The 26,964-nt window shown below is 68.0% G+C and carries 27 protein-coding genes; 15 read left to right on the forward strand and 12 right to left on the reverse strand.

Annotated features, from left to right (window positions below; all coding sequences use genetic code 11):
- Positions 1–5: 5 nt before the first annotated feature.
- Genes KDW96_RS12535 through KDW96_RS12545 form a run of 3 tightly spaced genes read left to right on the forward strand, consistent with a single transcriptional unit; the run spans position 6 to position 2,639 of the window.
- Positions 6–1,067, forward strand: coding sequence for a COX15/CtaA family protein (locus KDW96_RS12535; protein WP_255836587.1), 1,062 nt, complete (start codon positions 6–8; stop codon positions 1,065–1,067).
- A 25-nt stretch (positions 1,068–1,092) separates the two neighbouring features.
- Complete coding sequence (cyoE, locus tag KDW96_RS12540) at positions 1,093–1,992, forward strand: heme o synthase (protein WP_255836588.1); 900 nt, start codon at positions 1,093–1,095, stop codon at positions 1,990–1,992.
- Between the two features lie 11 nt (positions 1,993–2,003).
- Complete coding sequence (locus KDW96_RS12545; RefSeq protein WP_255836589.1) at positions 2,004–2,639, forward strand: SCO family protein; 636 nt, start codon at positions 2,004–2,006, stop codon at positions 2,637–2,639.
- A gap of 84 nt (positions 2,640–2,723) precedes the next feature.
- Here the strand turns inward: KDW96_RS12545 and KDW96_RS12550 are convergent, their stop codons facing one another.
- On the reverse strand, positions 2,724–3,149 hold the full coding sequence (locus KDW96_RS12550; protein ID WP_255836590.1) for a VOC family protein: 426 nt from the start codon (positions 3,147–3,149) through the stop codon (positions 2,724–2,726).
- Between the two features lie 110 nt (positions 3,150–3,259).
- Here KDW96_RS12550 and KDW96_RS12555 point away from each other — a divergent pair, with 110 nt between their 5' ends.
- Positions 3,260–4,114 (forward strand): LysR family transcriptional regulator, encoded by an 855-nt coding sequence (locus tag KDW96_RS12555; protein WP_255836591.1) that lies wholly within the window; start codon positions 3,260–3,262, stop codon positions 4,112–4,114.
- Positions 4,115–4,236: 122 nt separating this feature from the next.
- Here KDW96_RS12555 and KDW96_RS12560 read toward each other — a convergent pair whose 3' ends face one another.
- From KDW96_RS12560 to zur, 7 genes are all read right to left on the reverse strand, one after another.
- On the reverse strand, positions 4,237–5,007 hold the full coding sequence (locus tag KDW96_RS12560; protein ID WP_255836592.1) for a MetQ/NlpA family ABC transporter substrate-binding protein: 771 nt from the start codon (positions 5,005–5,007) through the stop codon (positions 4,237–4,239).
- A 43-nt stretch (positions 5,008–5,050) separates the two neighbouring features.
- The gene (locus KDW96_RS12565; protein ID WP_255836593.1) at positions 5,051–5,716 is read right to left on the reverse strand and encodes a methionine ABC transporter permease; all 666 of its coding nucleotides are present in this window, start codon (positions 5,714–5,716) and stop codon (positions 5,051–5,053) included.
- On the reverse strand, positions 5,716–6,723 hold the full coding sequence (locus KDW96_RS12570) for a methionine ABC transporter ATP-binding protein (protein WP_255836594.1): 1,008 nt from the start codon (positions 6,721–6,723) through the stop codon (positions 5,716–5,718). The genes KDW96_RS12565 and KDW96_RS12570 overlap by 1 nt, the downstream gene beginning before the upstream one ends.
- Positions 6,724–6,924: 201 nt before the next feature.
- Positions 6,925–7,773 (reverse strand): PA5502 family lipoprotein, encoded by an 849-nt coding sequence (locus KDW96_RS12575; RefSeq protein ID WP_255836595.1) that lies wholly within the window; start codon positions 7,771–7,773, stop codon positions 6,925–6,927.
- Positions 7,774–7,859: 86 nt separating this feature from the next.
- The gene (znuB, locus tag KDW96_RS12580) at positions 7,860–8,648 is read right to left on the reverse strand and encodes a zinc ABC transporter permease subunit ZnuB (RefSeq protein WP_255836596.1); all 789 of its coding nucleotides are present in this window, start codon (positions 8,646–8,648) and stop codon (positions 7,860–7,862) included.
- Complete coding sequence (gene znuC, locus KDW96_RS12585; protein WP_255836597.1) at positions 8,641–9,444, reverse strand: zinc ABC transporter ATP-binding protein ZnuC; 804 nt, start codon at positions 9,442–9,444, stop codon at positions 8,641–8,643. The genes znuB and znuC overlap by 8 nt, the downstream gene beginning before the upstream one ends.
- Positions 9,441–9,926: a zinc uptake transcriptional repressor Zur gene (gene zur, locus KDW96_RS12590; protein ID WP_255836598.1), complete on the reverse strand. Its 486-nt coding sequence runs from the start codon at positions 9,924–9,926 to the stop codon at positions 9,441–9,443. Before zur ends, znuC begins: the two co-directional genes overlap by 4 nt.
- 66 nt (positions 9,927–9,992) lie before the next feature.
- Between zur and znuA the strand changes: the two genes are divergently transcribed.
- From znuA to KDW96_RS12605, 3 genes are all read left to right on the forward strand, one after another.
- Positions 9,993–10,979 carry a zinc ABC transporter substrate-binding protein ZnuA gene (gene znuA / locus KDW96_RS12595; RefSeq protein WP_255836599.1) on the forward strand — a complete coding sequence of 329 codons (987 nt, stop codon included), beginning with the start codon at positions 9,993–9,995 and terminating at the stop codon, positions 10,977–10,979.
- Between the two features lie 145 nt (positions 10,980–11,124).
- Complete coding sequence (locus KDW96_RS12600) at positions 11,125–13,266, forward strand: adenosylcobalamin-dependent ribonucleoside-diphosphate reductase (RefSeq protein WP_255836600.1); 2,142 nt, start codon at positions 11,125–11,127, stop codon at positions 13,264–13,266.
- A 40-nt stretch (positions 13,267–13,306) separates the two neighbouring features.
- Positions 13,307–13,993 (forward strand): TSCPD domain-containing protein, encoded by a 687-nt coding sequence (locus KDW96_RS12605; protein ID WP_255836601.1) that lies wholly within the window; start codon positions 13,307–13,309, stop codon positions 13,991–13,993.
- Positions 13,994–14,014: 21 nt separating this feature from the next.
- Here KDW96_RS12605 and KDW96_RS12610 read toward each other — a convergent pair whose 3' ends face one another.
- On the reverse strand, positions 14,015–14,965 hold the full coding sequence (locus KDW96_RS12610; RefSeq protein ID WP_255836602.1) for a homoserine kinase: 951 nt from the start codon (positions 14,963–14,965) through the stop codon (positions 14,015–14,017).
- A 12-nt stretch (positions 14,966–14,977) separates the two neighbouring features.
- Positions 14,978–15,262 carry a DUF2782 domain-containing protein gene (locus KDW96_RS12615; RefSeq protein ID WP_255836603.1) on the reverse strand — a complete coding sequence of 95 codons (285 nt, stop codon included), beginning with the start codon at positions 15,260–15,262 and terminating at the stop codon, positions 14,978–14,980.
- A 74-nt stretch (positions 15,263–15,336) separates the two neighbouring features.
- Between KDW96_RS12615 and polA the strand changes: the two genes are divergently transcribed.
- On the forward strand, positions 15,337–18,120 hold the full coding sequence (gene polA / locus KDW96_RS12620) for a DNA polymerase I (protein WP_255836604.1): 2,784 nt from the start codon (positions 15,337–15,339) through the stop codon (positions 18,118–18,120).
- 335 nt (positions 18,121–18,455) lie between these two features.
- On the opposite strand, the gene yihA is transcribed toward polA, so the two are convergent.
- The gene (gene yihA, locus KDW96_RS12625) at positions 18,456–19,094 is read right to left on the reverse strand and encodes a ribosome biogenesis GTP-binding protein YihA/YsxC (protein ID WP_255836605.1); all 639 of its coding nucleotides are present in this window, start codon (positions 19,092–19,094) and stop codon (positions 18,456–18,458) included.
- Positions 19,095–19,342: 248 nt separating this feature from the next.
- Between yihA and KDW96_RS12630 the strand changes: the two genes are divergently transcribed.
- The 5 genes from KDW96_RS12630 to KDW96_RS12650 all read left to right on the forward strand — a co-directional run bounded on the left by KDW96_RS12630 (position 19,343) and on the right by KDW96_RS12650 (position 23,893).
- Positions 19,343–19,633, forward strand: coding sequence for a c-type cytochrome (locus KDW96_RS12630; RefSeq protein WP_255836606.1), 291 nt, complete (start codon positions 19,343–19,345; stop codon positions 19,631–19,633).
- 46 nt (positions 19,634–19,679) lie between these two features.
- Positions 19,680–20,288, forward strand: coding sequence for a c-type cytochrome (locus tag KDW96_RS12635; protein WP_255836607.1), 609 nt, complete (start codon positions 19,680–19,682; stop codon positions 20,286–20,288).
- A gap of 155 nt (positions 20,289–20,443) precedes the next feature.
- Positions 20,444–21,073, forward strand: a complete 630-nt coding sequence (locus KDW96_RS12640) for a thiol:disulfide interchange protein DsbA/DsbL (RefSeq protein ID WP_255836608.1) — start codon at positions 20,444–20,446, stop codon at positions 21,071–21,073.
- Positions 21,074–21,095: 22 nt separating this feature from the next.
- Entirely contained in the window at positions 21,096–21,977 is an 882-nt protein-coding gene (locus KDW96_RS12645; protein ID WP_255836609.1) for an endonuclease/exonuclease/phosphatase family protein, read from the forward strand.
- Positions 21,974–23,893 (forward strand): diguanylate cyclase, encoded by a 1,920-nt coding sequence (locus KDW96_RS12650; protein WP_255836610.1) that lies wholly within the window; start codon positions 21,974–21,976, stop codon positions 23,891–23,893. Before KDW96_RS12645 ends, KDW96_RS12650 begins: the two co-directional genes overlap by 4 nt.
- Here the strand turns inward: KDW96_RS12650 and KDW96_RS12655 are convergent.
- Entirely contained in the window at positions 23,890–25,308 is a 1,419-nt protein-coding gene (locus KDW96_RS12655; RefSeq protein WP_255836611.1) for a DASH family cryptochrome, read from the reverse strand. The two genes, KDW96_RS12650 and KDW96_RS12655, sit on opposite strands and share 4 nt — an antisense overlap.
- Positions 25,309–25,501: 193 nt before the next feature.
- Here KDW96_RS12655 and KDW96_RS12660 point away from each other — a divergent pair, with 193 nt between their 5' ends.
- A complete protein-coding gene (locus KDW96_RS12660) occupies positions 25,502–26,095 on the forward strand; it encodes a MarC family protein (RefSeq protein WP_255836612.1) in 594 nt (197 codons plus the stop codon).
- Positions 26,092–26,868, forward strand: coding sequence for an N-acetylmuramoyl-L-alanine amidase (locus KDW96_RS12665; protein ID WP_255836613.1), 777 nt, complete (start codon positions 26,092–26,094; stop codon positions 26,866–26,868). The genes KDW96_RS12660 and KDW96_RS12665 overlap by 4 nt, the downstream gene beginning before the upstream one ends.
- Positions 26,869–26,964: the final 96 nt, after the last annotated feature.

Below are 26,964 nucleotides of genomic sequence, written 5' to 3' on the forward strand. Positions count from 1 at the left end.
TGACGATGCATAAACCCGGATATCGCCTGGCCCTGTTCGCCACCCTGCTGGCCCTGCTGGTGGTCATGCTCGGGGCCTACACCCGGCTCAGCCACGCCGGCCTGGGCTGCCCGGACTGGCCCGGCTGCTACGGCTTCATCGGCGTGCCGATGAGCGAGCAGAGCCAGGCCCTGGCCGAGGCGCGCTTTCCCGAGGCGCCGCTGGAGGTGGCCAAGGGCTGGGCGGAAATGGTCCATCGCTACTTCGCCGGCAGCCTTGGCCTGGTGATCCTCGCCTTGGCCGTACAGGCACTGCGCCAGCGTGGTACGCCGGGGCAGCCACTCAAGCTGCCGTTGCTGCTGCTCGGGCTGGTCACGCTGCAGGCCGCGTTCGGCATGTGGACGGTAACCCTGAAACTTTGGCCGCAGGTGGTCACCGCCCACCTGCTGGGCGGCTTCGCCACCCTCAGCCTGTTGTTCCTGCTGACCCTGCGGCTGTCCGGTGCGGCCGCGCCGTTGCCCCGGCTACCCGTTGCGCTGCGCGGTCTGGCGGCCCTGGCACTGGCTCTGCTGATCGGCCAGATCGCCCTCGGCGGCTGGGTCAGCAGCAACTATGCGGCGGTCGCCTGTGTCGACCTGCCGACCTGCCACGGCCAATGGTGGCCGGCGATGGATTTCGCCAACGGCTTCCACCTGACCCAGCACATCGGCCCGAACTACCTCGGCGGCCAGCTCGACAGCGACGCGCGCACCGCCATCCACATGAGCCACCGCCTCGGCGCCCTGCTGGTCACTGGGGTGCTGCTGCTGCTGGCCTGGCGCCTGCGCGCCGCCGGCCTGCCGCGCCTGGCTGCCCTGCTGGTGCTCGCACTTGGCGTGCAGGTCGGCCTGGGCATCAGCAACGTGCTGCTGCACCTGCCACTGGCCGTCGCCGTGGCCCACAACGCCGGCGGCGCCCTGCTGCTGCTGTGCCTGGTACTGATCAATCAGCGGCTGCACCTGGCCGTCATGGCTTGGGCCGGCGCGCTTCACACGCAGCGAGACGCACAGTCGGGCAACAGCCGTCTGCACGTACTGCCAAGCGAATAACAAGAACGATCGAGGAGAAACGCCGATGGCTACTCTATTGCGCAAGCAGCACGTTCACGCCGGCTGGCGCGACTATCTGGAGCTGACCAAGCCCAGGGTGGTGGTGCTGATGCTGATCACTTCGCTGGTGGGCATGTTCCTCGCCACCCGCGCCGGGGTGCCCTGGCAGGTGCTGCTGTTCGGCAACCTCGGCATCGGCCTGTGCGCCGGCGCGGCAGCGGCGGTCAACCATGTGGTGGATCGACGCATCGACTCGATCATGGCGCGCACCCACAAGCGTCCGCTGGCCGAGGGACGGGTTTCGCCGGCTGCGGCCCTGAGCTTTGCCCTGGTGCTGGCGGTCGCCGGCCTGGCCCTGCTGCTGAGCTACACCAACCAGCTGGCGGCGTGGCTGACCCTGGCTTCGCTGCTCGGTTACGCGGTGATCTACACCGGCTTCCTCAAGCGCGCCACGCCGCAGAACATCGTCATCGGCGGCCTGGCCGGCGCCGCCCCACCGCTGCTCGGCTGGGTCGCGGTGACCGGCCAGCTGTCTGCCGAACCGCTGCTGCTGGTGCTGATCATCTTCGCCTGGACCCCGCCGCACTTCTGGGCCCTGGCCATCCACCGCAAGGCGGAGTACGCCAAGGCCGACATTCCCATGCTGCCGGTGACCCATGGCGAGCACTACACCAAGGTGCACATCCTGCTCTACACCTGCGTGATGTTCGCGGTGACCCTGCTGCCCTATGCCATCCACATGAGCGGCCTGCTGTACCTGGTATGCGCCGTGGGGCTGGGCGCGCGCTTTCTGCACTGGTCCTGGGTGCTGTACCGTGACAGCAGGCCACACGCGGCGATCAACACCTTCAAGTACAGTATCTGGTACCTGTTCCTGCTGTTCATCGCCCTGCTGGTGGATCACTATCTACTGCTCAACCTGTAATCGTTGGTCTCATGACTCGTACTCAGAAAACCGTCTTCATACTCGTCGCCGTGGTTGCACTGATCATCGGCCTGACCGTCAACAAGGTCCTCACCGGCAAGGGCCAGGCCGACCCCACCGCCCTGCTCGACGCCGGAATCGTGCTGCTGCCGCAGAGCCGCGAACTGCCTGAGTTGAGCCTGGTCGACCAGGACGGTCAGGCGTTCGCCGTCGATCAGCTCAAGGATCAGTGGAGCCTGCTGTTTTTCGGCTACACCTTCTGTCCGGACATCTGCCCGGCCACCCTCGCCGAGCTGCGCCAGCTGCGCAGCCTGCTGCCGGAGGAGGCGCGAGACAACCTGCGCGTGGTGATGGTGAGCGTCGATCCCCATCGCGACACGCCGGAGCAGTTGAAGAAATACCTGGGCTATTTCGACGCTGACTTCACCGGCCTGACCGGCGATCCGGATGCCATCCAGAAGCTGGCCAATGCCGTGAGCGTTCCTTACATCCCGGCCGACACCCGCGAAGAGAACTACACCGTCAACCACAGCGCCAACCTGGTCATCCTCGGGCCGGACGGCACCCAGCGCGGCTTCATCCGTGCGCCGCTGAACAACCAGAAGCTCGTCGTGCAGCTGCCCGAACTGCTCAAGCCCGCCGGCTGATTTCACCCCGCCTATTGGCTGAATCCCCCCGCCGCGCCTTGTGCGGCGGCGGTCTTCGGCTGCGCCGTCGGCCCCTGGACGCGGTTACTTGGCGAACAGCTGGCCGATGTCCCTGAACGCCTTGAACTCCAGGGCATTGCCGCAGGGGTCGAGAAGGAACAGGGTGGCCTGCTCACCGACCTGGCCTTCGAAGCGCACATGGGGCTCGATGACGAAGCGTGTGCCCCTGGCTTGAAGCCGATCGGCCAGTCGCTGCCAGTCGTCCCATCCCAGCACCACGCCGAAATGCGGCACAGGTACGTCGTGGCCGTCCACCGGGTTGCTGTGGGCCGCCTCCTGATACGCCATCTTCGGCGCCTCGTGGATCACCAGCTGATGGCCGAAGAAGTCGAAGTCCACCCACTGCGCACTGCTGCGGCCTTCGGCGCAGCCGAACACCTCGCCGTAGAAATGCCGGGCGGCAGCCAGGTCGTGCACGGGAATGGCCAGGTGAAAGGGGGCGAGTGACATGGGGAGGCTCCTTGGGGTCGATGTTCAGCCCATTCTAGTAACTAACAATTTGATTAAAAGCGAATATCCTTGCGCGTGAGCACAAACAAAATCGATCAGTCGAGGCGTCCATGCTGCGCGAGCTGAAAACCTTCCTGATGGTTGCCCGCCACGGCACCTTCTCCGCCGCCGGTCTGCACCTTGGCCTGACCCAGTCGGCCGTCAGCGCGCAGATGCGCGTGCTGGAGCAGCACCTCGGCGTGCGCCTGTTCGATCGCAGCGGCCGCGCCGCCGTGCTCAACGCCGCCGGCCGGCATGCCCTGCCGCTGGCCGAGCAGATCCTCGCGCTCTATGCGCAGATGGCCGTGCCCACCGCCGTGGCCGACTGGCAGGGCGAGCTGCGCATCGGCGCCATCGCCACTGTACAGACCGGCCTGCTACCCGAGGCCCTGCCGCGTTTTCGCACCGCCGCGCCGCGGGTCGAGCTGAAGCTGGTGCCGGGGGTGTCCCTGCACCTGCTCAGTCAGGTGGACGCAGGCGAGCTGGATTTGGCGCTGCTGATCAGGCCGCCGTTCGACCTGCCCAAGGAGCTGGTGCAGCTCAGCCTGGCCCGGGAGCCCTTCGTATTGATCGCGCCCCAGGGGGTCGAGGGTGACGATCCGTTGCGCCTGCTCGCCGAGCAGCCCTTCGTGCGCTACGACCGCCACTCCTTCGGCGGTCGCCGGGTCAGCCAGTTCCTCCGCGAGCAGCGCCTGAGCGTGCGCGAGGCGCTGGAGCTGGATGAGCTCGAGGCCATCGTGCGGATGGTCGAATGCGGTCTGGGGGTGTCGCTGATTCCCCGCGCCGGCCTGTGGCTGCAGCGACCGACCCGGTTGCGGGTGATCGAACTGGGCCCGCTGACCTTCCACCGCGAACTGGTCGCGGTGATGCGCCGGGCGCAGCGGCAGCCGGCGCTGGAGTGTCTGCTGGACTGCCTGCGCGGTTGAGGTGGTGCGCGTGGCGCACCCTACGTCCCGAGTAGGGTGCGCCACGCGCACAATTGCGCAGCGGCCGACATGAAAGAGCCCGCACGGGGCGGGCTCTGGGTAGCGAGGGGTGAGTGGTCGGCTTAGAACGCCGGCACCACGGCGCCCTGGTACTTCTCGGCGATGAAGGCCTTCACCTCGGCGCTGTTCAGCGCCTTGGCCAGCTTCTGCAGGGCGGCGTTGTCCTTGTTGTCGGCACGGGCGACCAGGATGTTGACGTAGGGCGAGTCGCTGCCTTCGATGGCCAGGGCGTCCTGGGTCGGGTTGAGCTTGGCCTCCAGCGCGTAGTTGGTGTTGATCAGCGCCAGGTCGACCTGGTTCAGCACGCGCGGCAGGGTGGCCGCTTCCAGCTCACGTACCTTGATGCCCTTGGGGTTCTCGGCGATGTCCTTGGGCGTGGCGAGGATGTTGCTGGCGTCCTTGAGCGTGATCACCCCGGCCTTCTGCAGCAGCAGCAGGGCGCGGCCGCCATTGGTGGCGTCGTTGGGGATCACCACCTGGGCGCCCTCGGGCAGGGCGTCGAGGCTCTTGATCTTGCTGGAGTAGGCGCCGAAGGGCTCGACGTGCACGCCGGCGACGGCGACCAGCTCGGTGCCGCGGCTCTTGTTGAACTCATCCAGGTAGGGCTGGTGCTGGAAGAAGTTGGCGTCCAGGCGCTTCTCGGCCACCTGCACGTTGGGCTGCACGTAGTCGGTGAAGACCTTGATCTCCAGTTCCACGCCGTCCTTGGCCAGGGCCGGCTTGACGAATTCGAGGATCTCCGCGTGCGGCACCGCGGTGGCGGCGACGCTGAGGGATTCCGCCTGGGCGGTGAGGGCGGTGAGGGCGGCGAAGGCCGCGAGCAGTTTTTTCATGTTCGACTCCTTGTGGGTTCGGCGGTGGCGGCGGATGGCCGCGCTATTTTCTGGAGAAGTGCACCACCAGCTTGTCGCCGGTGCTTTGCAGGATTTGCACGAGGATCAGCAGCAGCACCACGGTGACCAGCATCACGTCCGGCTGGTAGCGCTGGTAGCCGTAGCGCACGGCGAGGTCGCCGAGGCCGCCACCGCCGATCAGGCCGCTCATGGCGGTGTAGGACACCAGGGTGATGGCAGTCACGGTGACGGCGGCGACCAGCCCCGGCAACGCCTCGGGCAGCAGGGCGTTGAGGACGATCTGGCGGGTGGTCGCGCCCATCGCCTGGGTCGCCTCGATGATGCCGCGGTCGACTTCGCGCAAAGCGGTTTCCACCAGGCGCGCGAAGAACGGCGTCGCCCCCACCACCAGCGGCGGAATGGCGCCGGCCACGCCCAGTGAAGTACCGGTGACCAGCACGGTGAGCGGGATCATCAGGATCAGCAGGATGACGAAGGGTATCGAGCGCAGCACGTTGACCAGCAGCGAGACCACGCCGTACAGCGCCTTCTGCTCGAACATCTGCCGCGGCCCGGTGAGGAACAGCAGCACGCCCAGGGGCAGGCCGAGCAGCACGGTGAACAGCAGCGAACCGCCGAGCATGCTCAGGGTATCCAGGCTGGCCTGCCAGATTTCCGGCCAGTCGACGTTGGGGAGCAGCGTATCCATCAGCGCAACACCTCCAGGTGCACGTCGGCGGCCTCGAAGCGCGCCAGTGCGGCGTTCAGATCGCCGCCGGTGAGGGCCAGAGTCAGTTGACCGTAGGGCGTGTCCTTGATCCGGTCGATGCGCCCGGCGAGGATGCTGTAGTCGACCCCGGTCTCCCGGGCCACGGTGCCGAGCAGTGGCGCATATGTGGCCTCGCCCTGGAAGGTCAGGCGCAGGATGCTGCCTTCGACATGGGCGAAATCGTCGTGCTGCTCGTGTTCGTCGACATGCTCGGACTCCAGCACGAAGCGCCGGGTGGTGAGGTGGCGTGGGTGCAGGAACACCTCGGCCACCGGTCCCTGCTCGACGATGACGCCGGCATCCATCACCGCCACGCGGTCGCAGACCCGGCGGATCACGTCCATCTCGTGGGTGATCAGCACGATGGTCAGGCCCAGCTCGCGGTTGATCTCGGTCAATAGCTGCAGCACCGAGGCGGTGGTCTGCGGGTCGAGGGCGCTGGTGGCCTCGTCGCACAGCAGGATCTTCGGCTCGGTGGCCAGGGCGCGGGCAATGCCGACCCGCTGCTTCTGCCCGCCGGACAGCTGCGCCGGGTACTTGTTGGCGTGCTCCTGCAGGCCGACGCGGGCCAGAAGGGCGGCGACCCGCTGCTCGATGTCGCGGCGCGACAGTTCGCCGGCCAGCTTCAGCGGCAGGGCGACGTTGTCGGCCACGGTCTTGGAGGACAGCAGGTTGAAGTGCTGGAAGATCATCCCCACCCGCTGGCGGAAGCGCCGCAGACCGTTCGCGTCCAGGGCGGTGGCGTCGACGCCGTCGACGACGATGCGCCCCCCGGAGGGCTCCTCCAGGCGGTTGATCAGGCGCAGCAGGGTGCTCTTGCCGGCGCCGGAGTGACCGATGATGCCGAACACCTCGCCGCGGGCGATGTGCAGGTCGGTCGGCTGCAGGGCCGTAATGGCGCGTCCGGCGACGTGGTACGCCTTGTGGACAGACTGGAATTCGATCACGCGGGAAACCTTTTGGGTTCGTCGAGCGGGCGGGTAGGCCGTAGAGGTCGGCTAGTCTACCCGCCGCTGGTTAGGTCGCAAAAATCTTTGTAGACCTATGCTTATAGCTTAATTGCATTAGTGAGCCGGACTGTCCGAAGCAGTTTAGCCAGCCCAAAGCAAACGGCCGGGCGAGCCCGGCCGTGCCTACCAGGCGTTCGCCTACTGGCGGTGGGCCGGGCTGAGCAGCAGGCGCGGCGTCTGCGCCGGCTTGATCACCTGGGTCAACTGCGGGCTGAAGCTCGGGTCCAGGCGCTTGATCCGCACGTTGAGCAGCGCGGCAACCCACTGGAAGTCCTTGGCCTGGCGCACTTCGACGCGCACCGCGCAACGGAACGCCACCACGTCTTCGGCGACCTGGTCGAGCAGGCTGCGCAGGGCTTCGTTGTCCTGCCTGTCCAGCATCGGCAGCGGCACCAGGCTGCTGGCGGCGCTGGGGTCGATCACCCTGGCCTGGGGCTGGCCCGGCGTCTTCGGGGTGTCGGGCAGTTGGCTCGCCTGGATGGCGGCGGCCTGGCTGGCGGCAGCCTGGCGCAGCTGACGGGCCTGTTCCTGGCGGGCCGCCTCGGCGCGCGCGGCGGCCTGCTCGGCCGCACTGTGGGCGCGGTCGGCGGCATCCAGCTCGGCGTCCCGGGCGTGGGCGATGGCGCCGTCCAGGCCGGTGGTCAGGGCCGGGGCCTCGGGCATCAGGCTGCGGGCCTGGCTCAGGGCCTTGGTGGCGCGGTCCAGGTCGCCGCTCTGCAGGGCCTGCTGGCCTCGCAGCAGGTAGGCTTCGGCCAGTTGCCGCTGGTACTGTTCCAGGCGGGTATCGCCGTCGGCACGCTGCTGCAGGGCGGCGAGCTGGCGCTCGGCGGCTTCCAGCTGGCCCTCGCTCAGGCTGTGGTCGAGTTGGCGAAAGGCGCTGACCAGTTCGTCGGTGGGCGGCGCCGCGACCTGGGGCGCCTGCTGGCAGGCGGTCAACAGCAGCGCAGCCGCGATCAGGACTAGACAACGTGAGGCGAACGACTTCATGGCTGCGAGTCTCGAGTTGTGCAAAAAGTGCGCGAGTCTACACCCCCGGACCGGGCGGCACCAAACGCTGTCATGGCGGCCGCGGATCAGGCCGTGCGCCGCGGCCAGGCCAGGCTCAGCAGGAACAGGCTGGCGGCGGCGACCACGATCGACGGGCCGGCCGGGGTGTCCTGGAACCAGGATAGACTGAGCCCGCCGCAGACCGCGAGGACGCCCAGCAGGCTGGCGCCCAGGGCCATCTGCTCCGGCGTTCGCGCATGGCGCTGGGCGGCGGCGGCGGGAATGATCAGCAGCGAGGTGATCAGCAGCACCCCGACTATCTTCATCGCCACGGCGATCACCACGGCAATCAGCAGCATCAGGCTCAGGCGGATCGCCGCCACGGGCAGGCCTTCGACCCTGGCCAGTTCCTCGTGCACGGTAATCGCCAGCAGGGGGCGCCAGAGCAGGCACAGCAACAGCAGGACCAGGGCGCTGCCGGCGAGAATCCAGGCCAGGTCGGCGGCGCCGACGGCCAGCAGGTCGCCGAAAAGGTAGCTCATCAGGTCGATGCGCACCTCGCGCATGAAGCTCAGCACCACCAGGCCGAGGGACAGGGTGCTGTGGGCGAGGATGCCCAGCAGGGTGTCGGAGGCCAGCGGCTGGCGGGTCTGCAGGGTCACCAGCAGCACCGCCAGCAGCACGCAGCCGACCGTCACCGCCAGGGTCGGGCTGACGTCCAGCATCAGTCCCAGAGCCACGCCGAGCAGCGCGGCGTGGGACAGGGTGTCGCCGAAATAGGCCATGCGTCGCCACACCACGAAGGAGCCGAGGGGGCCGGCGACCAGGGCCAGCGCCAGGCCGGCGAGCAGGGCGTTGAGCAGAAAATCAGCCATGGTTGCAGCCATCTCCGTGGACGTGCGGCTTGACCGGACCCTGGATCTTCAGGCCGTCGCGCGCCTCGACCACGGCGCCGTGCAGGTCGTGTTCGTGGTCGTGGTGGTGGTGATAGACCGCCAGGCTCTTGGCGTCCTGGCCGAACAGCTCGACGAAGGCCGGGTCGAAGCTGACCTGCTCCGGGTGGCCGGAGCAACAGACGTGGCGGTTGAGGCAGACCACCTGGTCGGTGGTGCTCATCACCAGATGCAGGTCGTGGGAGACCATCAGCACGCCGCAGCCGTGGCGGTCGCGCAGGCGGGTGATCAGGCGGTACAGCTCGGCCTGGCCGGCCACATCGACGCCCTGCACCGGCTCGTCCAGCACCAGCAGCTCCGGCTTGCGCAGCAGGGCGCGGGCCAGCAGCACGCGCTGCAACTCGCCGCCGGAGATACCCTGCAAGGGGCTGTCGATCACCTGGCCGGCGCCGACCTCGGCCAGCGCGGCCTGGGCGCTGCCGCGGTCGACCCCCGGCACCAGACGCAGGAAGCGCAGCACGCTGAGCGGCAGGGTGGCGTCGACATGCAGCTTCTGCGGCATGTAGCCGATGCGCAGTTTGGGTTTGCGCCAGACGCTGCCGCTCTCGGGCTTGAGCAGGCCGAGCACGGCGCGCACCAGGGTGGTCTTGCCGGCGCCGTTGGGGCCGATCAGGGTGACGATCTGCCCTGGTTCGACGCTTAGCTGCACGTCTTGCAGCACGGCCTGCCCGGCGAAGCTGACGCCCACGCCGTCGAGGCGGATCAAGGCCGTGCTCATTCGGCCTCCCGACAGCCGGCGCACAGGCCGACCACTTCCACGGTCTGGCTGTCGACGCTGAAACCCACAGCCGCGGCTGCCGTGACTATCGCCTGGCTGATCGCCGCCTGCTCCAGTTCGATCGCCGCGTGACAGTCGCGGCAGATGAGGAACTGGCCCTGGTGCGCGTGCTCCGGCTGGTTGCAGCCGACGAAGGCGTTGAGCGAGGCGATGCGGTGCACCAGGCCATGCTCGAGGAGGAAGTCGAGGGCGCGGTACACGGTTGGCGGTGCGGCGCGGCGACCGTCTTCCTCGCTCAGCACGGCGAGGATGTCGTAGGCGCCGAGCGGCTTGTGGCTCTGCCAGACCAGCTCCAGCACGCGCTTGCGCAGCGCGGTCAGGCGCAGGCCCTGGCGCGTGCAGATACTTTCGGCCTCGGCCAGGGCCTGGCTGACACAGCGCGAATGGTCGTGGGGGCGTGAAGCCAGCGGCGTGAGAATCATGGGCGGCGACGACCTGATTGAGAGACGTTATTATATTACCTGTTCCGTCCAGCCTGAGTATTCCCCGTGCCGCGTCTTTTTCCTGCCTTCAGTCTGTTGTTCGTCCTTCTCGCCTTTACCGGCATCGCCCAGGCCGAGGTGCGTCTGCTGACCTCCATCAAGCCGCTGCAGCTGATCGCCGCGGCCGTGCAGGACGGCGTCGGCAGTCCCGAGGTGCTGTTGCCGCCCGGCGCCTCGCCGCACCACTACGCGCTGCGTCCCTCGGATGTGCGCCGGGTGCGCGAGGTCGAGCTGCTGTACTGGATAGGCGCCGACCTGGAGACCTTCCTGCCACGGGTGCTGGAGGCGCGGGACAAGCCGAGCGTTGCCGTGCAGGATCTGCCGGGCCTGCAGCTGCGACACTTCGGCGACGAGCACGACGAGCACGACGAGCACGACGAGCACGACGAGCACGACGAGCACGACGAGCACGACGCTTCCCACGACAAGCACGAGGCCGAGGCGCACGAGCACGACCATGCCCACCGCCCTGGCAGCCTGGATGCGCACCTGTGGCTGCTGCCGGCCAATGCCCGGGTGATCGCCGCGCGCATGGCCGCCGACCTGGCGCTCGCCGATCCGCAAAATGCGCCTCGCTACCGGGCCAACCTGGCGGCCTTCGAAGCGCGCCTGGCCGCCCTCGACCAGCGCCTGCGCACGCGCCTGGCCGGCATCGCCGGCAAGCCCTACTTCGTCTTCCATGAAACCTACGACTACTTCGAGGCCGCCTACGACCTGCGCCACGCCGGGGTGTTCAGCATCGCCGGCGAGGTGCAGCCGGGCGCCCGCCACGTGGCGGCCATGCGCGCACAGCTGCAGGCTGTTGGTCCTACCTGCGTGTTCAGCGAGCCGCCGCTGCGTCCGCGCCTGGCCGAAACCCTGTCGGCCGGTTTGCCGGTGACCCTGGCCGAGCTGGACGCCATGGGCGGCAGCCTGGCGGTCGAGGCCGGTGGTTACGAGCGACTGCTCGAGCAACTGGGCGACAACCTGGCGAGCTGCCTCGAGCGCCTGTAGGGACGCAGACGCCGTCACCCTCGGCCGACTTTTCGCCACGCTGGCGGCGCAGGGGCTAAGGTAGAAGGCAGTGGCCCCGATGGCTGCAGGTCGGCTGCAGCCGCTCTTGGTCTGGGCCGCCCGGCACGTCGACGGGAGGACGGACATGGGCAAACGCGGCAAGACTGCACCGGCGGCTGCGCCTGACATCCCGCTGCAGGCGGCCGCGCTGGACATCTGGGCGCAGAAGTACTGCCTGCGTGATGGCGACGGCCAGCCGCTGGATGCCAGCGTCGATCACGGCTGGCAGCGCATCGCCCGGGCGGTGGCCGAAGTCGAGGCGCCGGCGCTGCGCGAGCACTGGTACCAGGAGTTCCTCTGGGCCCTGCGCCACGGTGCCATCCCGGCCGGGCGCATCGTCGCCAACGCCGGCGCCGGGGCCTACAAGCCGGCCACCTCGACCATCAACTGCACCGTCTCGGCGACCATCGAGGACGCCATGGAGGCGATTCTCGGCCGCCTCTTGGAGGCCGGGCTGACGCTCAAGGCCGGCTGTGGCGTCGGCTACGAGTTCTCCACCCTGCGTCCCCGCGGGGCGCGGGTTTCCGGGGCGGGCGCACAGACCAGCGGGCCCCTGTCGTTCATGGATATCTACGACAAGATGTGCTTCACGGTCAGTTCGGCCGGCGGTCGCCGCGGCGCGCAGATGGCCACCTTCGACATCGCCCACCCGGACGTGCGCGCCTTTATCGACGCCAAGCGCGAGGATGGGCGGCTGCGTCAGTTCAACCTCAGCCTGCTGGTCGGCGACGATTTCATGCAGGCGGTCGAGCAGGACGCCGACTGGCCCTTGCTGTTCCCGGTCCATCCCAAGGAACGCGAGGGCCTGGACTTCGACGATCCGGCCCAGGTGCGCTGGCGCGACTGGCCGCTGCAGCAGGGCTACTGCGTGGATGAGCAAGGCCGGGTGGCCTGCAAGGTCCATGGCAGCCTGCCGGCCCGCCAGCTCTGGGACCAGTTGATGGCCGCCACCTACGCCTACGCCGAGCCGGGCTTCATCCTCATCGACCGGGTCAACCAGTGGAACAACAACTGGTGGTGCGAGAACATCCGCGCCACCAACCCCTGCGGCGAGCAGCCGCTGCCGCCCAACGGCTCCTGCCTGCTCGGCTCGATCAACCTGACCCGCTTCGTCCTCGACCCCTTCGGCGCTCAGGCACGCTTCGACTGGGACGGTTTCCGCCGCGTGGTGCGCATCTTCACCCGCCTGCTGGACAACGTGGTGGAGATCAACGGCCTGCCGTTGCCGGCCCAGCGCGAGGAAATCCTCGGCAAGCGCCGCCACGGCATGGGCTTTCTCGGCCTGGGGTCGGCGTTGGCGCTGCTCAAGTTGCGCTATGGCAGCGCCGAGGCCTGCGTGTTCACCGAGGAGGTGGCGCGCGAGATGGCCCTCACCGGCTGGCAGGTGGCCCTCGAACTGGCCGAGGAGAAGGGCCCGGCGCCGCTGCTATGCGAGGCGTTCGAGGTGACCGCGCAGATGCTGCGGCTGCGCCCGGAAATGGCGGCCGATGGTTACCAGGTCGGCGACTCCGTGCCCGGGCGCGTGCTGCATGCCCGCTACTCGCGCTATATGCAGCGCCTGGCCGAGCATGCTCCCGAGCTGGTGGCGGCCCTGGCCGAGCGCGGCGCGCGCTTCACCCACCACAGCTCCATCGCCCCCACCGGCACCATCAGCCTGAGCCTGGCCAACAACGCGTCCAACGGCATCGAACCGAGCTTCGCCCAGCACTACTGGCGCAACCTGATCCGCCCCGGGCGCAAGAGCAAGGAGCGGGTCGAGGTGTTCAGCTACGAGCTGCTGGCCTATCGCTGCCTGATCAACCCGCGGGCCATGCCCGGCTCCGACGACCCGACCGAGCGCCTGCCCGACTACTTCGTCAGCAGCGAGGACATCGGCCCCACCGAGCACGTGGATATCCAGGCGGCGGCGCAGAAGTGGGTCGACTCGTCGATCTCCAAGACCGCCAACGTACCCACCGACTACCCCTTCGAGGCCTTCAAGGACATCTACCGCTACGCCTGGCGCCAGGGCCTCAAGGGCTGCACCACCTTCCGCTTCAACCCGGCGGCGTTCCAGGGGGTGCTGGTCAAGCCGGCGGACCTGGCGCGCACCCGTTACCGCTTCGAGCTGGAGGACGGCAGCCAGGTGGAGCTGCAGGGCGACGAGGAGGTGGAGTACGACGGCCAGCTGCACAGCGCCGCCAACCTGTTCGAGGCGTTGAAGGAAGGCTACTACGGTAAGTATTGAGCGGCGCTGCGCCCCCCTGGGCAGCCCGGTGGAGAAGAGCATGGCGGTCAAGATCGAACAACGCATCACGGGTTTCCAGCTGGTCGACGAGGTGCCATCGGCGCAGCGCACCGCGGCCGAGGCGACGCCGGCACCGGTGCAGATGGACGAGACCCTGCAGCGTCCGGAGACCCTGTTCGGGGTGACCTACAAGATCAAGTCGCCGCTGTTCGAGCATGCCCTGTACGTCACCATCAACGACATCCTGCTCAACGCCGGCACGCCCCATGAGCAGCGGCGCCCCTTCGAGATCTTCATCAACTCCAAGGGCATGGAACATTTCCAGTGGATAGTGGCGCTGACCCGGATCATGTCGGCGGTGTTCCGCAAGGGCGGCGACTGTACCTTCCTGGTCGAGGAGCTGAAGGCGGTGTTCGACCCGCGTGGCGGCTACCTCAAGCGTGGCGGGGTGTACATGCCGTCGCTGGTGGCGGAGATCGGCGCGGTGCTGGAGCGCCACCTGACCGCCATCGGGCTGCTCGAAGGCCATGAGCTGGACGCGCAGCAGCGGCGGATGCTGGCGGAGAAGTGGGCGGTCTACCAGGCCAGCCAGGACGCCGCCTCGGTGGAACCCGGAGAGGGCTTTCCGCCGGGCGCCCAGTTGTGCGGCAAGTGCCAGACCCAGGCGGTGGTGCAGCTGGAAGGCTGCGCCACCTGCCTCAATTGCGGCTATTCCAGGTGCGGCTAAGGCAGCTGCCGTAGGGTGCGCTCAGAGGGCGAACGGCAGCGGCAGGTCGACCCGCTGGCGCTGGGCCAGGCGGCGGAGGAACTCGTTGGGGTCGTGGATCAGCACTTCCTGGCCGGCGAAGGACTCGGCGGCGATCAGCCGGGACAGCCAGAAGCGCACGCAAGCCACGCGCAGCATGGCCGGCCACAGCTCCGCCTCGGCGGCGCCGAACGGCCGTAGCGAGGCATAGGCGCCGAGCAGGGCCTGGGCGCGGGCGTGATCGAGGCTGCCATCGGGCTCCGAGCACCAGTCGTTGAGGGTGATCGCCAGGTCGTAGAGCATCGGCCCCGAACAGGCGTTGTAGAAATCGATCACCCCGGTCAGGTGGTTGCCGTCGAACAGCACGTTGTCGCGGAACAGGTCGGCATGCAGGTTGGCCCGCGGCAGGGCGAGAATCTTCGGCTTCAGCGCGGCGATCTCGGCCAGGGCGTCGCGCAGCAGCGGCAGGTCGGCTTCCGGTAGCTTGAGGGCCAGGCTCGGGCCTTCGGCGAGCATCCAGTCCAGGCCGCGGTCGCTCTTGCGCTCGAGGATCTGCTTGCGGGTGGCCAGGTGCAGGTGGGCCAGCAGGCTGCCGACCTCCGCGCAGTGGTGCGGGTTGGGGTGGGTGATGTGCTTGCCGGGCAGGCGCGGCTGCAGCAGCGCCGGCTTTTCCGCCAGCTCGCGCAGCGCCTCGCCGGCCTCGGTGCGCAAGGCGTAGGGCACCGGCAGGTCGGCCTCGTGGAGCACGTCGAGCAGTTCGATGAAGAACGGCAGGTCGGCGCTCGGGCCGCGCTCGATCAGGGTCAGGACGAACTCGCCCTGCTCCAGGCTGACGAAGAAATTGCTGTTCTCGCTTCCGGCGGCGATGCCCTGGAAGTCGCGCAGGCGACCGAGCCCGTAAGGCGCGAGAAAGGCTTCCAGCTCATGACGCTCGAGGGGGGTGAAGACCGACATATCAGGATCGCTTTACCATTTGAAGATTTCCCAGGCCGGAATCAGCATGTCCGGTTGGTCGGAGCGCACGAAGTTGCCATCGCTGCCATCGGCACGCACCAGGAAGTAGGGGACACCGCCTTTCGGGATGACCTTGATTGCATAGAGGAAGCCATTGACCCGGTACTCCTCGATGGTCTTGTCGCCCTCCTGGCGGATGGTCACGTCCGGTTCCGCGGACACCGGATCCTCGGCGTGCGCCGCGAGCGACGCACATGCCAGCAGGCTGGCCAGCAACAGGCGATTGACTGTGCGCATGATAACCTTGTCCCTTTGTCGTCAATGGTGCAGTCATTCTAGCGCTGCCTCCGCCGAAAAGGTTGATCCTGCTCATGAGCCAAGCCCCTCTCGTCCTGGTCGACGGGTCCTCGTACCTGTACCGCGCCTTCCATGCCCTGCCGCCGCTGACCACCTCCAAGGGCCTGCCCACCGGCGCGGTCAAGGGCGTGCTGAACATGCTCAAGAGCCTGCGCAAGCAATACCCGGGCAGCCCCTTTGCCGTGGTCTTCGACGCCAAGGGCGGGACCTTCCGCGACGAACTCTATGCCGAGTACAAGGCCAACCGGCCGTCGATGCCCGATGACCTGCGCGTGCAGGTCGAGCCGTTGCACGCCAGCGTCCGCGCCCTGGGCCTGCCGCTGCTGTGCGTCGAGGGCGTGGAGGCCGACGACGTGATCGGCACCCTGGCCCGCCAAGGCGCCGCCCAGGGCCGCGACGTGGTGATCTCCACCGGTGACAAGGACATGGCGCAGCTGGTCTGCCCGCACGTTACGCTGGTCAATACCATGACCGGAAGCGTCTACGACGTGGATGGCGTGAAAGAGAAATTCGGCGTCGGTCCGGAACTGATCATCGACTACCTGGCGCTGATGGGCGACAAGGTCGACAACATCCCCGGCGTCCCCGGAGTCGGCGAGAAGACCGCGCTGGGCCTGCTGGTCGGCATCGGCGGCGGCCTCGACGTGCTCTACGCCAACCTCGACAAGGTGCCGGCGCTGCCGATCCGCGGCGCCAAGACGCTGCCGGCCAAGCTCGAGGAACACCGCGAGATGGCCTACCTGTCCTACGAGCTGGCGACCATCAAGCTGGACGTGCCGCTGAACATCGAGATCGACGCCCTGCAGCCGGGCGAGCCGGACCAGGCGGCGCTGGCCGAACTGTATGCCGAGCTGGAGTTCAAGAGCTGGCTGGACGACCTGCTGCGTCAGGACAAGCGCCTGGCGCAGCAGGCCGCGGCCCCGGCCGGCGACCTGTTCGCCGCGCCGGCGGCGGAAACCACCGCAGAGGCCGCGGCCGTCGAGGCGGACTACCAGGTCGTTCTGGAGCAGGACCAGTTCGAGACCTGGCTGGGCAAGCTCAAGGCGGCCGAGCTGATCGCCTTCGACAGCGAAACCACCAGCCTCGACGCCCAGCAGGCGCAGCTGGTCGGCCTGTCCTTCGCGGTCAGCGCCCACGAGGCGGCCTATATCCCCCTGGCCCACTCCTACATGGGCGTGCCCAGGCAGCTGGATCGCGACGCGGTGCTGCAGGCGCTCAAGCCGATCCTCGAGGACCCGGCCAAGGCCAAGGTCGGCCAGCACGCCAAGTACGACATCAATGTCCTGGCCAATGCCAGCACGCCGATCGCCGTGCAGGGCGTGGCCTTCGACACCATGCTCGAGTCCTATGTGCTGGACGCCACCGCCACCCGTCACGACATGGACAGCCTGGCGCTCAAGTACCTGGGCCACAGCACCACCCGTTTCGAGGACATCGCCGGCAAGGGCGCCAAGCAGCTGACCTTCGACCAGATTGCCCTGGAGCAGGCCGGACCCTACGCGGCGGAGGACGCCGACATCACCCTGCGCCTGCACCAGACGCTGTGGGCCAGGCTCGAGACCGAGCCATCCCTGGCCAAGGTGTTGCGGGAGATCGAGATGCCGCTGGTGCCGGTGCTGGCGCGCATCGAGCGCCAGGGCGCGCTGGTCGATGCCAAGCTGCTCGGCGAGCACAGCCAGGAGCTGGGCGACAAGCTGGTGGAGCTGGAGCGTCAGGCTTTCGCCATTGCCGGCGAGGAGTTCAACCTGGCCTCGCCCAAGCAGCTCGGGGTGATTCTCTATGAAAAACTCGGCCTGCCGATTATCAGCAAGACCGCCAAGGGCCAGCCGTCCACCGCCGAGGCGGTGCTCGCCGAACTGGCCGAGCAGGACTTCGAGCTGCCCAAGGTGCTGATGCAGTACCGCAGCCTGAGCAAGCTCAAGAGTACCTACACCGACCGCCTGCCGGAGCAGATCAACCCGCGCACCGGGCGCATCCACACCAGCTATCACCAGGCGGTGGCGGCCACCGGGCGGCTGTCGTCCAGCGATCCGAACCTGCAGAACATCCCGATCCGCACCGCCGAGGGCCGGCGCATTCGCCAGGCCTTCGTCGCGCCCAAGGGCTACAAGCTGCTGGCCGCCGACTACTCGCAGATCGAGCTGCGCATCATGGCCCACCTGGCCAGGGACGAAGGCTTGCTGGACGCCTTCCGCCATGATCGCGACGTGCACCGCGCCACCGCCGCCGAGGTGTTCGGCGTGGCCCTGGACGAGGTGACCACCGAGCAGCGGCGCAGCGCCAAGGCGATCAACTTCGGCCTGATCTACGGCATGAGCGCCTTCGGCCTGGCCAAGCAGATCGGTGTCGACCGCAAGCAGTCCCAGGCCTATATCGACCGCTACTTCTCCCGTTACCCCGGCGTGCTCGCCTACATGGAGCGCACCCGCGAGCAGGCCGCGCAGCAGGGCTTCGTCGAGACCCTGTTCGGCCGCCGCCTGTACCTGCCGGAGATCAACGCGAAGAACCAGGCGCTGCGCAAGGGCGCCGAGCGCACGGCGATCAACGCGCCGATGCAGGGCACCGCGGCGGACATCATGAAGCGCGCCATGGTCGCGGTGGATGCCTGGCTGAGCGAGTCCGGGCTGGACGCCAAGGTGATCCTGCAGGTGCACGACGAACTGGTGCTGGAGGTGCGCGAGGACCTGCTCGAGCAGGTCGGCGAGCGGATCAAGGCGTTGATGGGCGGCGCGGCGGAGCTGGCGGTGCCGCTGCTGGTCGAGGTCGGCGTGGGGAACAATTGGGACGAGGCGCACTGATACCTTGGGGTTGTGCCGCGGCGCCTGCGGCGTGATGCCTCGGGCGCCGGGCCCTTAGATCCAGGGGGTATTGTCCGTGCGTTACTTATTGCCAATAGATTCTAAAAACGCGCTGAACTTTGCGTTTGCACCGGCAGTCACAGTCTAGGAACGGCTGATCAAGCCTTCGATGCTCCTATGTTGTGTTAAGTGTTGGCAGACATCTGAACCCCGCCCTAGCGGTTCAGACCCTTAAACCCCGAACTTCTCCCTCCCCATCCGAAGCTCGGGGTTTTTTTTGCCCGCAGGAAAGTGCCGCGGGGCCGTCGGACCGCAGCCCTACCCGCCCGCCTGCGTCACTCGTCGTCTGTGGCCGGCTGGCTCAGCTCCATCCACTCGGCCAGCACCGCCTGGGCCTGTTCCACGCCCTGGCGCTTGGGCGCCGAGAACAGCTGAATGCTGACGCCATTGCCCCAGCCTTTGCGAATGTCCTGCTGGACCTTGAGCAGCGCGTTCTTCGCCGCGCCGAAGGCCAGCTTGTCGGACTTGGTCAGGAGGATATGCATGGGCATCTGGCTGGCGCCCGACCAGTCCAGCATCAATTGGTCGAACTCGGTCAGCGGGTGGCGGATGTCCATCATCAGGATCAGCCCGCGCAGGCTCTCGCGGCTGCCCAGGTAGGCCTCCAGGTGTTTCTGCCAGTGCTGCTTGAGCGGGATCGGCACCTTGGCGTAGCCATAGCCGGGCAGGTCGACCAGGCGGCGCTCGTCGTCCAGGCGGAAAAAATTGAGCAGCTGGGTGCGCCCCGGGGTCTTCGAGGTGCGCGCCAGGCTGGCGTGGGTCAGGGTGTTCAGGGCGCTGGACTTGCCGGCGTTGGAGCGTCCGGCGAAGGCCACCTCATAGCCCTGGTCATCCGGGCATTGGTCGACTTTCGCGGCGCTGATAAGGAAGCTGGCCTGTTGGCACAGACCGATAATGGGGTTCTTGGCTTGCATCGGGGCATCCGTTGAGGGCGGGCGTGGGGACGTGGTGAGGCGCGTGGCCCTTGCGACAATTGCGCACAGCCTGCCGGGCGCTCGGCCGCGCGGCAAGTGGCGTCGTTTCCGTTTCAGTGGCGCCAGTATATAATGCCGGCGATTTTGTGTGCGCTTTGTCCCAGCTGCTGGATAAGTGTTCACGGGAACGCTATAGATCATCTGCCCCTAGAAAGCAGGACGTTCCCCTCTCCGATGAGGCTGATCTCATGAAAAAAATACTGCTCGCCGCCGTTGTGTCGATGTTGTCCCTCCAGGTCCAGGCCGCCCAGGATCCGGAGGCCGTGTACGCGCGCGCCTGCGCAGCCTGCCATAACGGTCAACTGCCGATGGCGCCGAAACGGGGCGATCAGGCAGCCTGGGAGCCGCGACTGGCCAAGGGCATGGACGTGCTGGTACAGAACGTCACCAATGGTCTGAATGCGATGCCGCCCCGCGGCCTGTGCATGGACTGCACCGCCGAGGACTACCAAGCGGTCATCAAGTTGATGTCCGAGTAAGCCCGACGCAAACCTCTTTCACTCTTAGCCGTAGTTGGATTAGCTGATGAACAAAGTACTCGTGAGTCTGCTGTTGACCCTGGGCATCACCGGCCTGGCCCAAGCCGCTGGCGGTGACGCTGCCGCCGGTCAGGGCAAGGTTGCCGTGTGTGGCGCCTGCCATGGTGCCGATGGCAACAGCGCTGCACCGAACTTCCCGAAACTGGCCGGTCAGGGCGAGCGCTACCTGCTCAAGCAGCTGAAAGACATCAAATCCGGCAACCGTGCCGTGGTGGAAATGACCGGCCTGCTGGACAACCTCGGCGAGCAGGACCTGGCCGACATGGCCGCCTACTTCGCCAGCCAGAAGATGAGCGTCGGCGCGGCGGACCCGAAGCTGGTCGCCCAGGGTGAAGCCCTGTTCCGCGGCGGCAAGCTGGATCAGGGCATGCCGGCCTGCACCGGTTGCCATTCGCCGGACGGCGCCGGCCTCGACGCCGCCGGCTACCCGCAACTGGGTGGTCAGCACGCCGCATACGTGGCCAAGCAGCTGACCGATTTCCGCGAGGGCAACCGCACCAACGACGGCGACAGCCAGATCATGCGTGGCATCGCCGCCAAGCTCAGCAACAAGGACATCGAAGCGCTGTCCAGCTATGTGCAAGGCCTGCACTGATGCCGACACAGCCTGCAATGCTGTGACTGGGAAAGGGTGGCTTCGGCCACCCTTTTTCGTTGGCCGCGCCGCTACAATAGCCGGAACCCGGAACCGCTCAGGCGGGTCGAACGCTGGTCGCCGCAGGGCACCGCTCAATCGTCAAGGAGTCACACATGCGTAACCTGATTCTCAGTGCTGCACTCGCTACAGCCAGCCTGTTCGGCATGGCTGCCCAGGCCGAGCCGATCCAGGCCGGCAAGCAGTACGTCGAACTGACCAGCCCGGTGCCCGTGTCCAAGCCGGGTCAGATCGAAGTGGTCGAGCTGTTCTGGTACGGCTGCCCGCACTGCTATCAGTTCGAGTCGACCATCAACCCGTGGGTCGAGCAATTGCCCGAGGACGTCAACTTCGTCCGCGTGCCGGCGCTGTTCGGCGGCGTGTGGAACGTGCATGGCCAGGCCTTCATCACCCTGGAGAGCATGAAGGTCGAGCAGAAGGTGCACGACGCCGTGTTCGACGCGATCCACAAGCAGGGCAAGAAGCTGGCGACCCCGGAGGAGCTGGCCGAGTTCCTCGCCACCCAGGGCGTCGACAAGGACAAGTTTCTCAGCACCTACAATTCCTTCGCGGTGAAGGGCCAGATGGAGAAGGCCAAGAAGCTGGCCATGGCCTATCAGATCAGCGGCGTGCCGGTGATGATCGTCAACGGCAAGTACCGTTTCGACATCGGCAGCTCCGGTGGCCCGCAGCAGGCCCTGCAGGTGGCTGACCACCTGATCGCCCAGGAGCGCGCCGCGCAGTAGCGGCCCGCCGCGAGCGCCGAGCATGCTGCGCCGATGGTCCAACGCCCGCCCGGCAGGCCTGTGCGACCCGCGGGTCAACCCGGGCTGCCCGGCCGCCGGCGACTGGCCTAGTGATGGGCGCCTGCGCCTGCTCAGTTTCAACATCCAGGTCGGCATCAGCACCGAGCGCTATCGCCACTACCTGACCCGCGGTTGGCAGCATCTGCTGCCCCACCCCGGCCGCGCCGGCAACCTGCAGCGTATCGGTGCGCTGCTCGGCGATTACGACCTGGTGGCGCTGCAGGAGGCCGATGGCGGCAGCCTGCGCTCCGGCTTCATCAATCAGGTCGAGCACCTGGCCCACCTCGGTGCTTTTCCCTACTGGTACCAGCAGCTCAACCGCAATCTCGGTCGCCTGGCCCAGCACAGCAACGGGGTGCTCAGCCGCCTGCGTCCCAGCCTGCTGGAGGATCACCCGCTGCCGGGCCCGCCAGGGCGCGGGGCAATGCTCCTGCGCCTCGGCGAGGGGCCCGATGCTCTGGTGGTGGTGATGATGCACCTGGCCCTCGGCGCCCGCACGCGCACGCGCCAGCTGGCCTACATCCGCGAGCTGATCGGCGACTACCGCCATCAGGTGCTGATGGGCGACATGAACACTCATGCCCGTGACCTGCTGCAGCATTCGCCGCTGCGCGATCTTGGCCTGTTGGCGCCGCAGGTCGAGGCGACCTTCCCCAGCTGGCGCCCGCAGCGCTGTCTCGATCACATCCTGCTCAGCCCGGAGCTGCAGCTGGAGCGTTTCGAGGTGCTGGCTCTGCCGATTTCCGACCACTTGCCGGTGGCGGTGGAGATCCGCCTGCCGAACGCCCCGGAACCGCGGCGCACGGCTGTGGTAACTCGTCCACCTGTGGGAGGCTTGGCATGAGCGACGACGCGCAGCGCTGGAAAGACAAGTACCTGGCCAGCCTGGAGCAACAGGAAAAACTCGAGCGGCGCTGGGACGCCCGACTCGACTTGCTGCGCCGCAGTCTGGTGCGCAGCAGCCTGGCCGCCGAGGGGGCGGACAAGGCGGTCGACCAATGCATGCAGGACCTGCGCGAGATTCTTCGGCGCGACGACATCGATGTCAGCCTCGCGGCCCTGGTCCCGCGCCTGGAGCGGGCGGTGCTGGACTCCGAGCAGCAGCGCGGGCAGCGCATCGCCCAGGTTGCCAGTGCGCTGGCGGCGCTGGTCGAGCCGCTGCTGGCGCTGGAGCTGCCGCGCGAGGTGCGCAAGCCGCTGAAGAGCTTCGCCAAGCGCCTTCACGAGCGAACCGGTCAGGTGCGTGAGTGGCCGGCGCTGCTCGCCGAACTCGCCCAATTGCAACAGCAGGCGCTGGCCGAGCATGAGCAGGCGCCGCGTGGGCGGGCGGGGCTGCTGCAGCGCTGGTTCGGCGGTCGCGATGGCGGCGCAGTCACCAGGCCGCTTGCGCCGCCGGGCGACACCGTGCTGGCAGCCGCGGCTGCGACGCCGGGCTTGCCGCAGGTGGCGAGTCAGGCCGCGCCAGAGCAGGCCGAGGCGGTCGCCCTGGCGTCGCCGCTGACCAGTGCGCCGCTGGACAGCCTGCCCGCCCCCGCCGATCTGCTGCCGCACGAGCAGAGGCCGGACCCAGGGCCAGAGGCAGAACCAGGCGTTGAGGCGGAGCCAGAACAAGAGCCGACTGCGTTGGCCGTGCTGCCGGGGCTCGCTGCGCCCGAGCAGCCGCCCGGCCAGGGTGCGGAGGCCGAGTACGCCTTGCCGGCGCCGCCCGAGCCCGGCTACAGCGCCATCGCCAACCATGTCGAGGCGACCCTGCTCGGCCTGCTGGACGAGCTGCCCCTGCCGGAGCGTCACCAGGCCCAGGCCGAGCTGTTGGCCGAGCGCATCCGGGCTGGGCTGAACATGTACGAGCTGGTGCCGGTGCTGGACGACCTGGCCGTGCTGATGCTGGCCATCGCCGATGTCGGCCAGCGCGACTTCGAGGCCTATCTCAAGCAGCTCAACGAGCGCCTGTCGACCTTTCAGGGCTCCCTGGAGGACGCCCATGAGGGTTACGCCGACTCGATCAACGTGGCGCGCGAGCTGGACAGCGAGTTGCGCCAGCAGGTCGACGGCCTGCACAGCAGCGTGCGCCAGGCGACCGATCTGGGCAGCCTGAAGGAGTTGGTGGAAAGCCGCCTGAACGGCCTGCTCGACACCATGCAGCAGTACCAGCGTCAGCGTGACGAGCGTGACCAGTCGGTGGGTGGACGCCTGCAGACCCTGGTCGAGCGGGTGGCGCACATGGAGCAGGAAGCCAAGGGCTTTCGCCAGCACCTCGAGGAGCAGCGGCAGAAGGCCCTGCTCGACCCGCTCACCGGCCTGCCCAATCGCGCGGCCTGGAGCGAACGCCTGGACCTCGAGCTGGCCCGCTGGCAGCGCTATGGCGGTGACCTGCTGCTGGCGATGGTCGACATCGATCACTTCAAGCGGATCAATGACGCCTACGGGCACCTGGCCGGCGACAAGGTGCTGAAGATCATCGCCCAGGAGCTGCGCAAGCGCCTGCGCAAGATCGACTTCATCGCCCGCTTCGGCGGCGAGGAGTTCGTCCTGCTGCTGCCCTCGACGCCGCTGGAGGGCGGGCTGCAACTGCTGGAGACGTTGCGCGAGGGCATCGAGTCCTGCCCGTTCCACTTCCGTGGCGAGCGGGTGAGCATCAGCCTGTCGGCCGGGATCAGTGCCTTCGCCGAGGGCGAGCACAGCGACTTGGTCCTGGAACGCGCCGACCAGGCCCTGTATCGGGCCAAGCGCGGCGGGCGCAACCGGGTCGAGCCGGGCTAGGCCGCCGCTGCCAGGTAGGGCCGCCAGGTCTCGGGAATCTGCTCCAGGCGCGGGTAGTTCAGCGCCTGCAATTGCAGCTGCGGCAGCAGGAACGGGGTGTGCCGCTGGTGCTGCGGCAGGTGACGCAGCTCCGGCAGCCAGAGGCTGACGTAGGCGGCGTCGCGGTCGAAGGCGCGGGCCTGGCGCAGGGCATTGAACATGCGGCTGCGCTGCGGGTCGCAGGCGATCCCGGCGAGGTAGGCCCAGTTGCCCCAGTTGCTGGCCGGGTCGTAGTCGATCAGGTGTTCCTCGAACCAGGCGGCGCCGTGTCGCCAATCCTGCTGCAGGTCGTTGATCAGGTAGCTGGCGACCACTTGGCGACCCCGGTTGGACAGGTAGCCGGTGGTGGCCAGCTCGCGCATGTTGGCGTCCACCAGGGGCAGGCCGGTGCGGCCGAGGCACCAGTGCCGGAAGCGCTGGTCGAGCTGGCTGGGCGCGCGCTCGGTGGCCTTCACCCCGCCGCGGCGAAACAATGCGGCGCCATGGCGCACCAGGGTCCAACGGAAGAAGTCACGCCACAACAGTTCCAGCCATAGGGCATAGGTCGAGTCGTTGCGCCCGGCCTGGGACTCGTGGCGGCGCAGCTCGGCGACGATGCGCCGGGGCGACAGGCTGCCGTTGGCCAGCCAGGGCGAAAACTTGGACGAGTACTCGCTGCCGATCAGCTGGTTGCGGGTCTCGTGGTAGTGCCGCACGGCCTGGCTGTCCCACAGGTAGTCGCGCAGCCGGGCCTGGCCGGCTGCTTCGCCGCCGGAGAAGGGAAAAGCGCTGGCCGGCACGCTCAGCGGCTCGCCAAGGCCTAGCTGGGACAGGCTCGGCAGCGGCTGCAACAGCGCCGTGGCGCCTTCGGGCAACCCTGGCAGGCGGCTCGGCGCCGGGTGCGGTTGGAACACCTGCAGGCGCTGCTCGACCAGTTCGCGGAACTGGCTGTAGACGGCCGGCAGCTGGTCGATGGCGCAGGGCAGGTCTTCGCTGCGCAGCAGGCTGTTGCCCGTTGCCTGCAGCAGCGGCACCTCGCCGAGGCCGCGCTGCACCCGCGCCAGCTGGGCGCGTTCTTCCGGGGCGATTTCCTCCAGGGTCAGCACCCGGTCCAGGCCCAGGCGCGCGACCAGCTCGGGAATCACCTGCTCCGCACGGCCGGGCAGCACCAGCAGCTGGGAACCGCGCTGACGCAGGGCGCCGTTCAGCGCGGCGAGGCTTTCCAGCAGAAAACGCGTGCGGTGCACCCCGAGGCGACGGGGGCCGAATTCGCCCGGCTGCAGTTGTGCCGGGTCGAAGACGAACAGCGGCAGCAGGCATTCGGCGCCCAGGGCGGCCTGCAGGGCCGGGTGGTCGTCGAGTCGCAGATCCTGTTTGAACCAGAGCAGGGCGCGCATGGTGGAGTCCTCGGAAGCCTGGCGAAGCCCAAAGGAAACTACTGCAGGGGCAACGGATAATGTGTCTTATGTCGCGTCGCCCTGTCAGCCGCAGACGGACAAGCGTCGCCGATCCCCGGGCCGAAGGGCGCTTTACCGACAGACGGGCGTGTCGCATAACACTAAACTGTGTCGATGCGTTGAGGAGTGCAGCATGGAAATTTTCGGCATCGCCGCGTTGATCTTTCTGGTCACCGACCCCTTCGGCAATATCGCCATCTACATCGCCGCCCTGAAGAATGTCGAGCCCAAGCGCCGCCTGTGGGTGGCCGGTCGCGAGCTGCTGTTCGCCCTGGCCCTGCTGCTGCTGTTCCTGACCTTCGGCGACAAGGTCCTCAGCGGCCTCGGGCTGTCGCGGGAGGCGACCGCCATCGCCGGCGGCATCATCCTCTTCGTCATCGCCATGCGCCTGATCTTCCCCAGCCCCCAGGGCCTGCTCGGCGACGTACCGGACGGCGAGCCGATGCTGGTGCCGCTGGCCACCCCGGCGGTGGCCGGGCCTTCGGCCCTGGCGGTGCTGATGACGCTGCGCAACACCCACGAGGGGCCGCTGTGGGAGCTGTACCTGGCGGTGATCCTGGCCTGGGCGGCGACCGCCTTCATTCTCCTGCAGGCGTCGTTTCTGCAGCGCTTCCTCGGCGCCCGCGGCCTCACCGCGGTCGAGCGCCTGATGGGCATGCTGCTGATCATGCTCAGCGTCGACATGCTGCTCGACAACCTGCAAAGCGTGTTGCACATCCGCCCATGAGAGTGCTTTGCCTCACCCTGTGTCTCGCCCTGCTCGCCGGTTGCGCCCGGGGGCCGCGCATCGATACCCAGCACCAGGCAATCGGCCAGAGCAGCCGGGTGCAGTACATCATCCTGCACTACACCTCGACCGGCCTGGCGCGCTCGCTGCGCCTGCTGACCCAGGGGGACGTCAGCAGCCACTACCTGATCGGCGACGCGCCGGCGACCATCTACCGCCTGGTCGACGAGGATCGCCGCGCCTGGCACGTCGGCGACAGTCAGTGGCGCGGGCGCACCTGGCTCAACGCCAGCACGATCGGCATCGAGCTGGTCAATCACGGCTATGCCGAGGGCCCCGACGGCCGCACCTGGGAGGCCTACCCGCCGGCGCAGATCGATGCCCTGATCGCCCTGCTCAAGGACATCATGCAGCGCCATGACCTGGCTCCCGGTAGCATCCTCGGGCACAGCGACGTGGCGCCGCAACGCAAGGTCGACCCGGGCCCTCTGTTCCCCTGGCGGCGCCTGGCCGAGGCGGGCCTGGTGCCTTGGCCGGATGCCCAGGCGGTGGCGCGCCAGCAGGCGCTGTTCGCCAGCAACCTGCCCAGCGTGGCCTGGTTCCAGGCCCAGCTGGCCCGCCAGGGCTACGAGGTGCCCAGCCATGGCGAATTGGACGAGGCCACCCGCAATGTGCTGGCCGCGTTCCAGATGAAGTACCGAGCGGCCCGTTACGATGGCGCGCCGGATGCCGAGACCGCCGCCCTGCTGCTGGTGCTCAACAGCCAGTTCTGATCCGTCCGCCGCCGCCACCGGCCTACCTGGCTGGCGCGTCATTCGTGCGCGGCAGCGCCTTCCTCGTACAGGTCTCGCTCCAGCCGGCCTCAGCCG

This window comes from Pseudomonas benzenivorans (assembly GCF_024397895.1).
Taxonomy (GTDB): Bacteria; Pseudomonadota; Gammaproteobacteria; order Pseudomonadales; family Pseudomonadaceae; genus Aquipseudomonas; species Aquipseudomonas benzenivorans_A.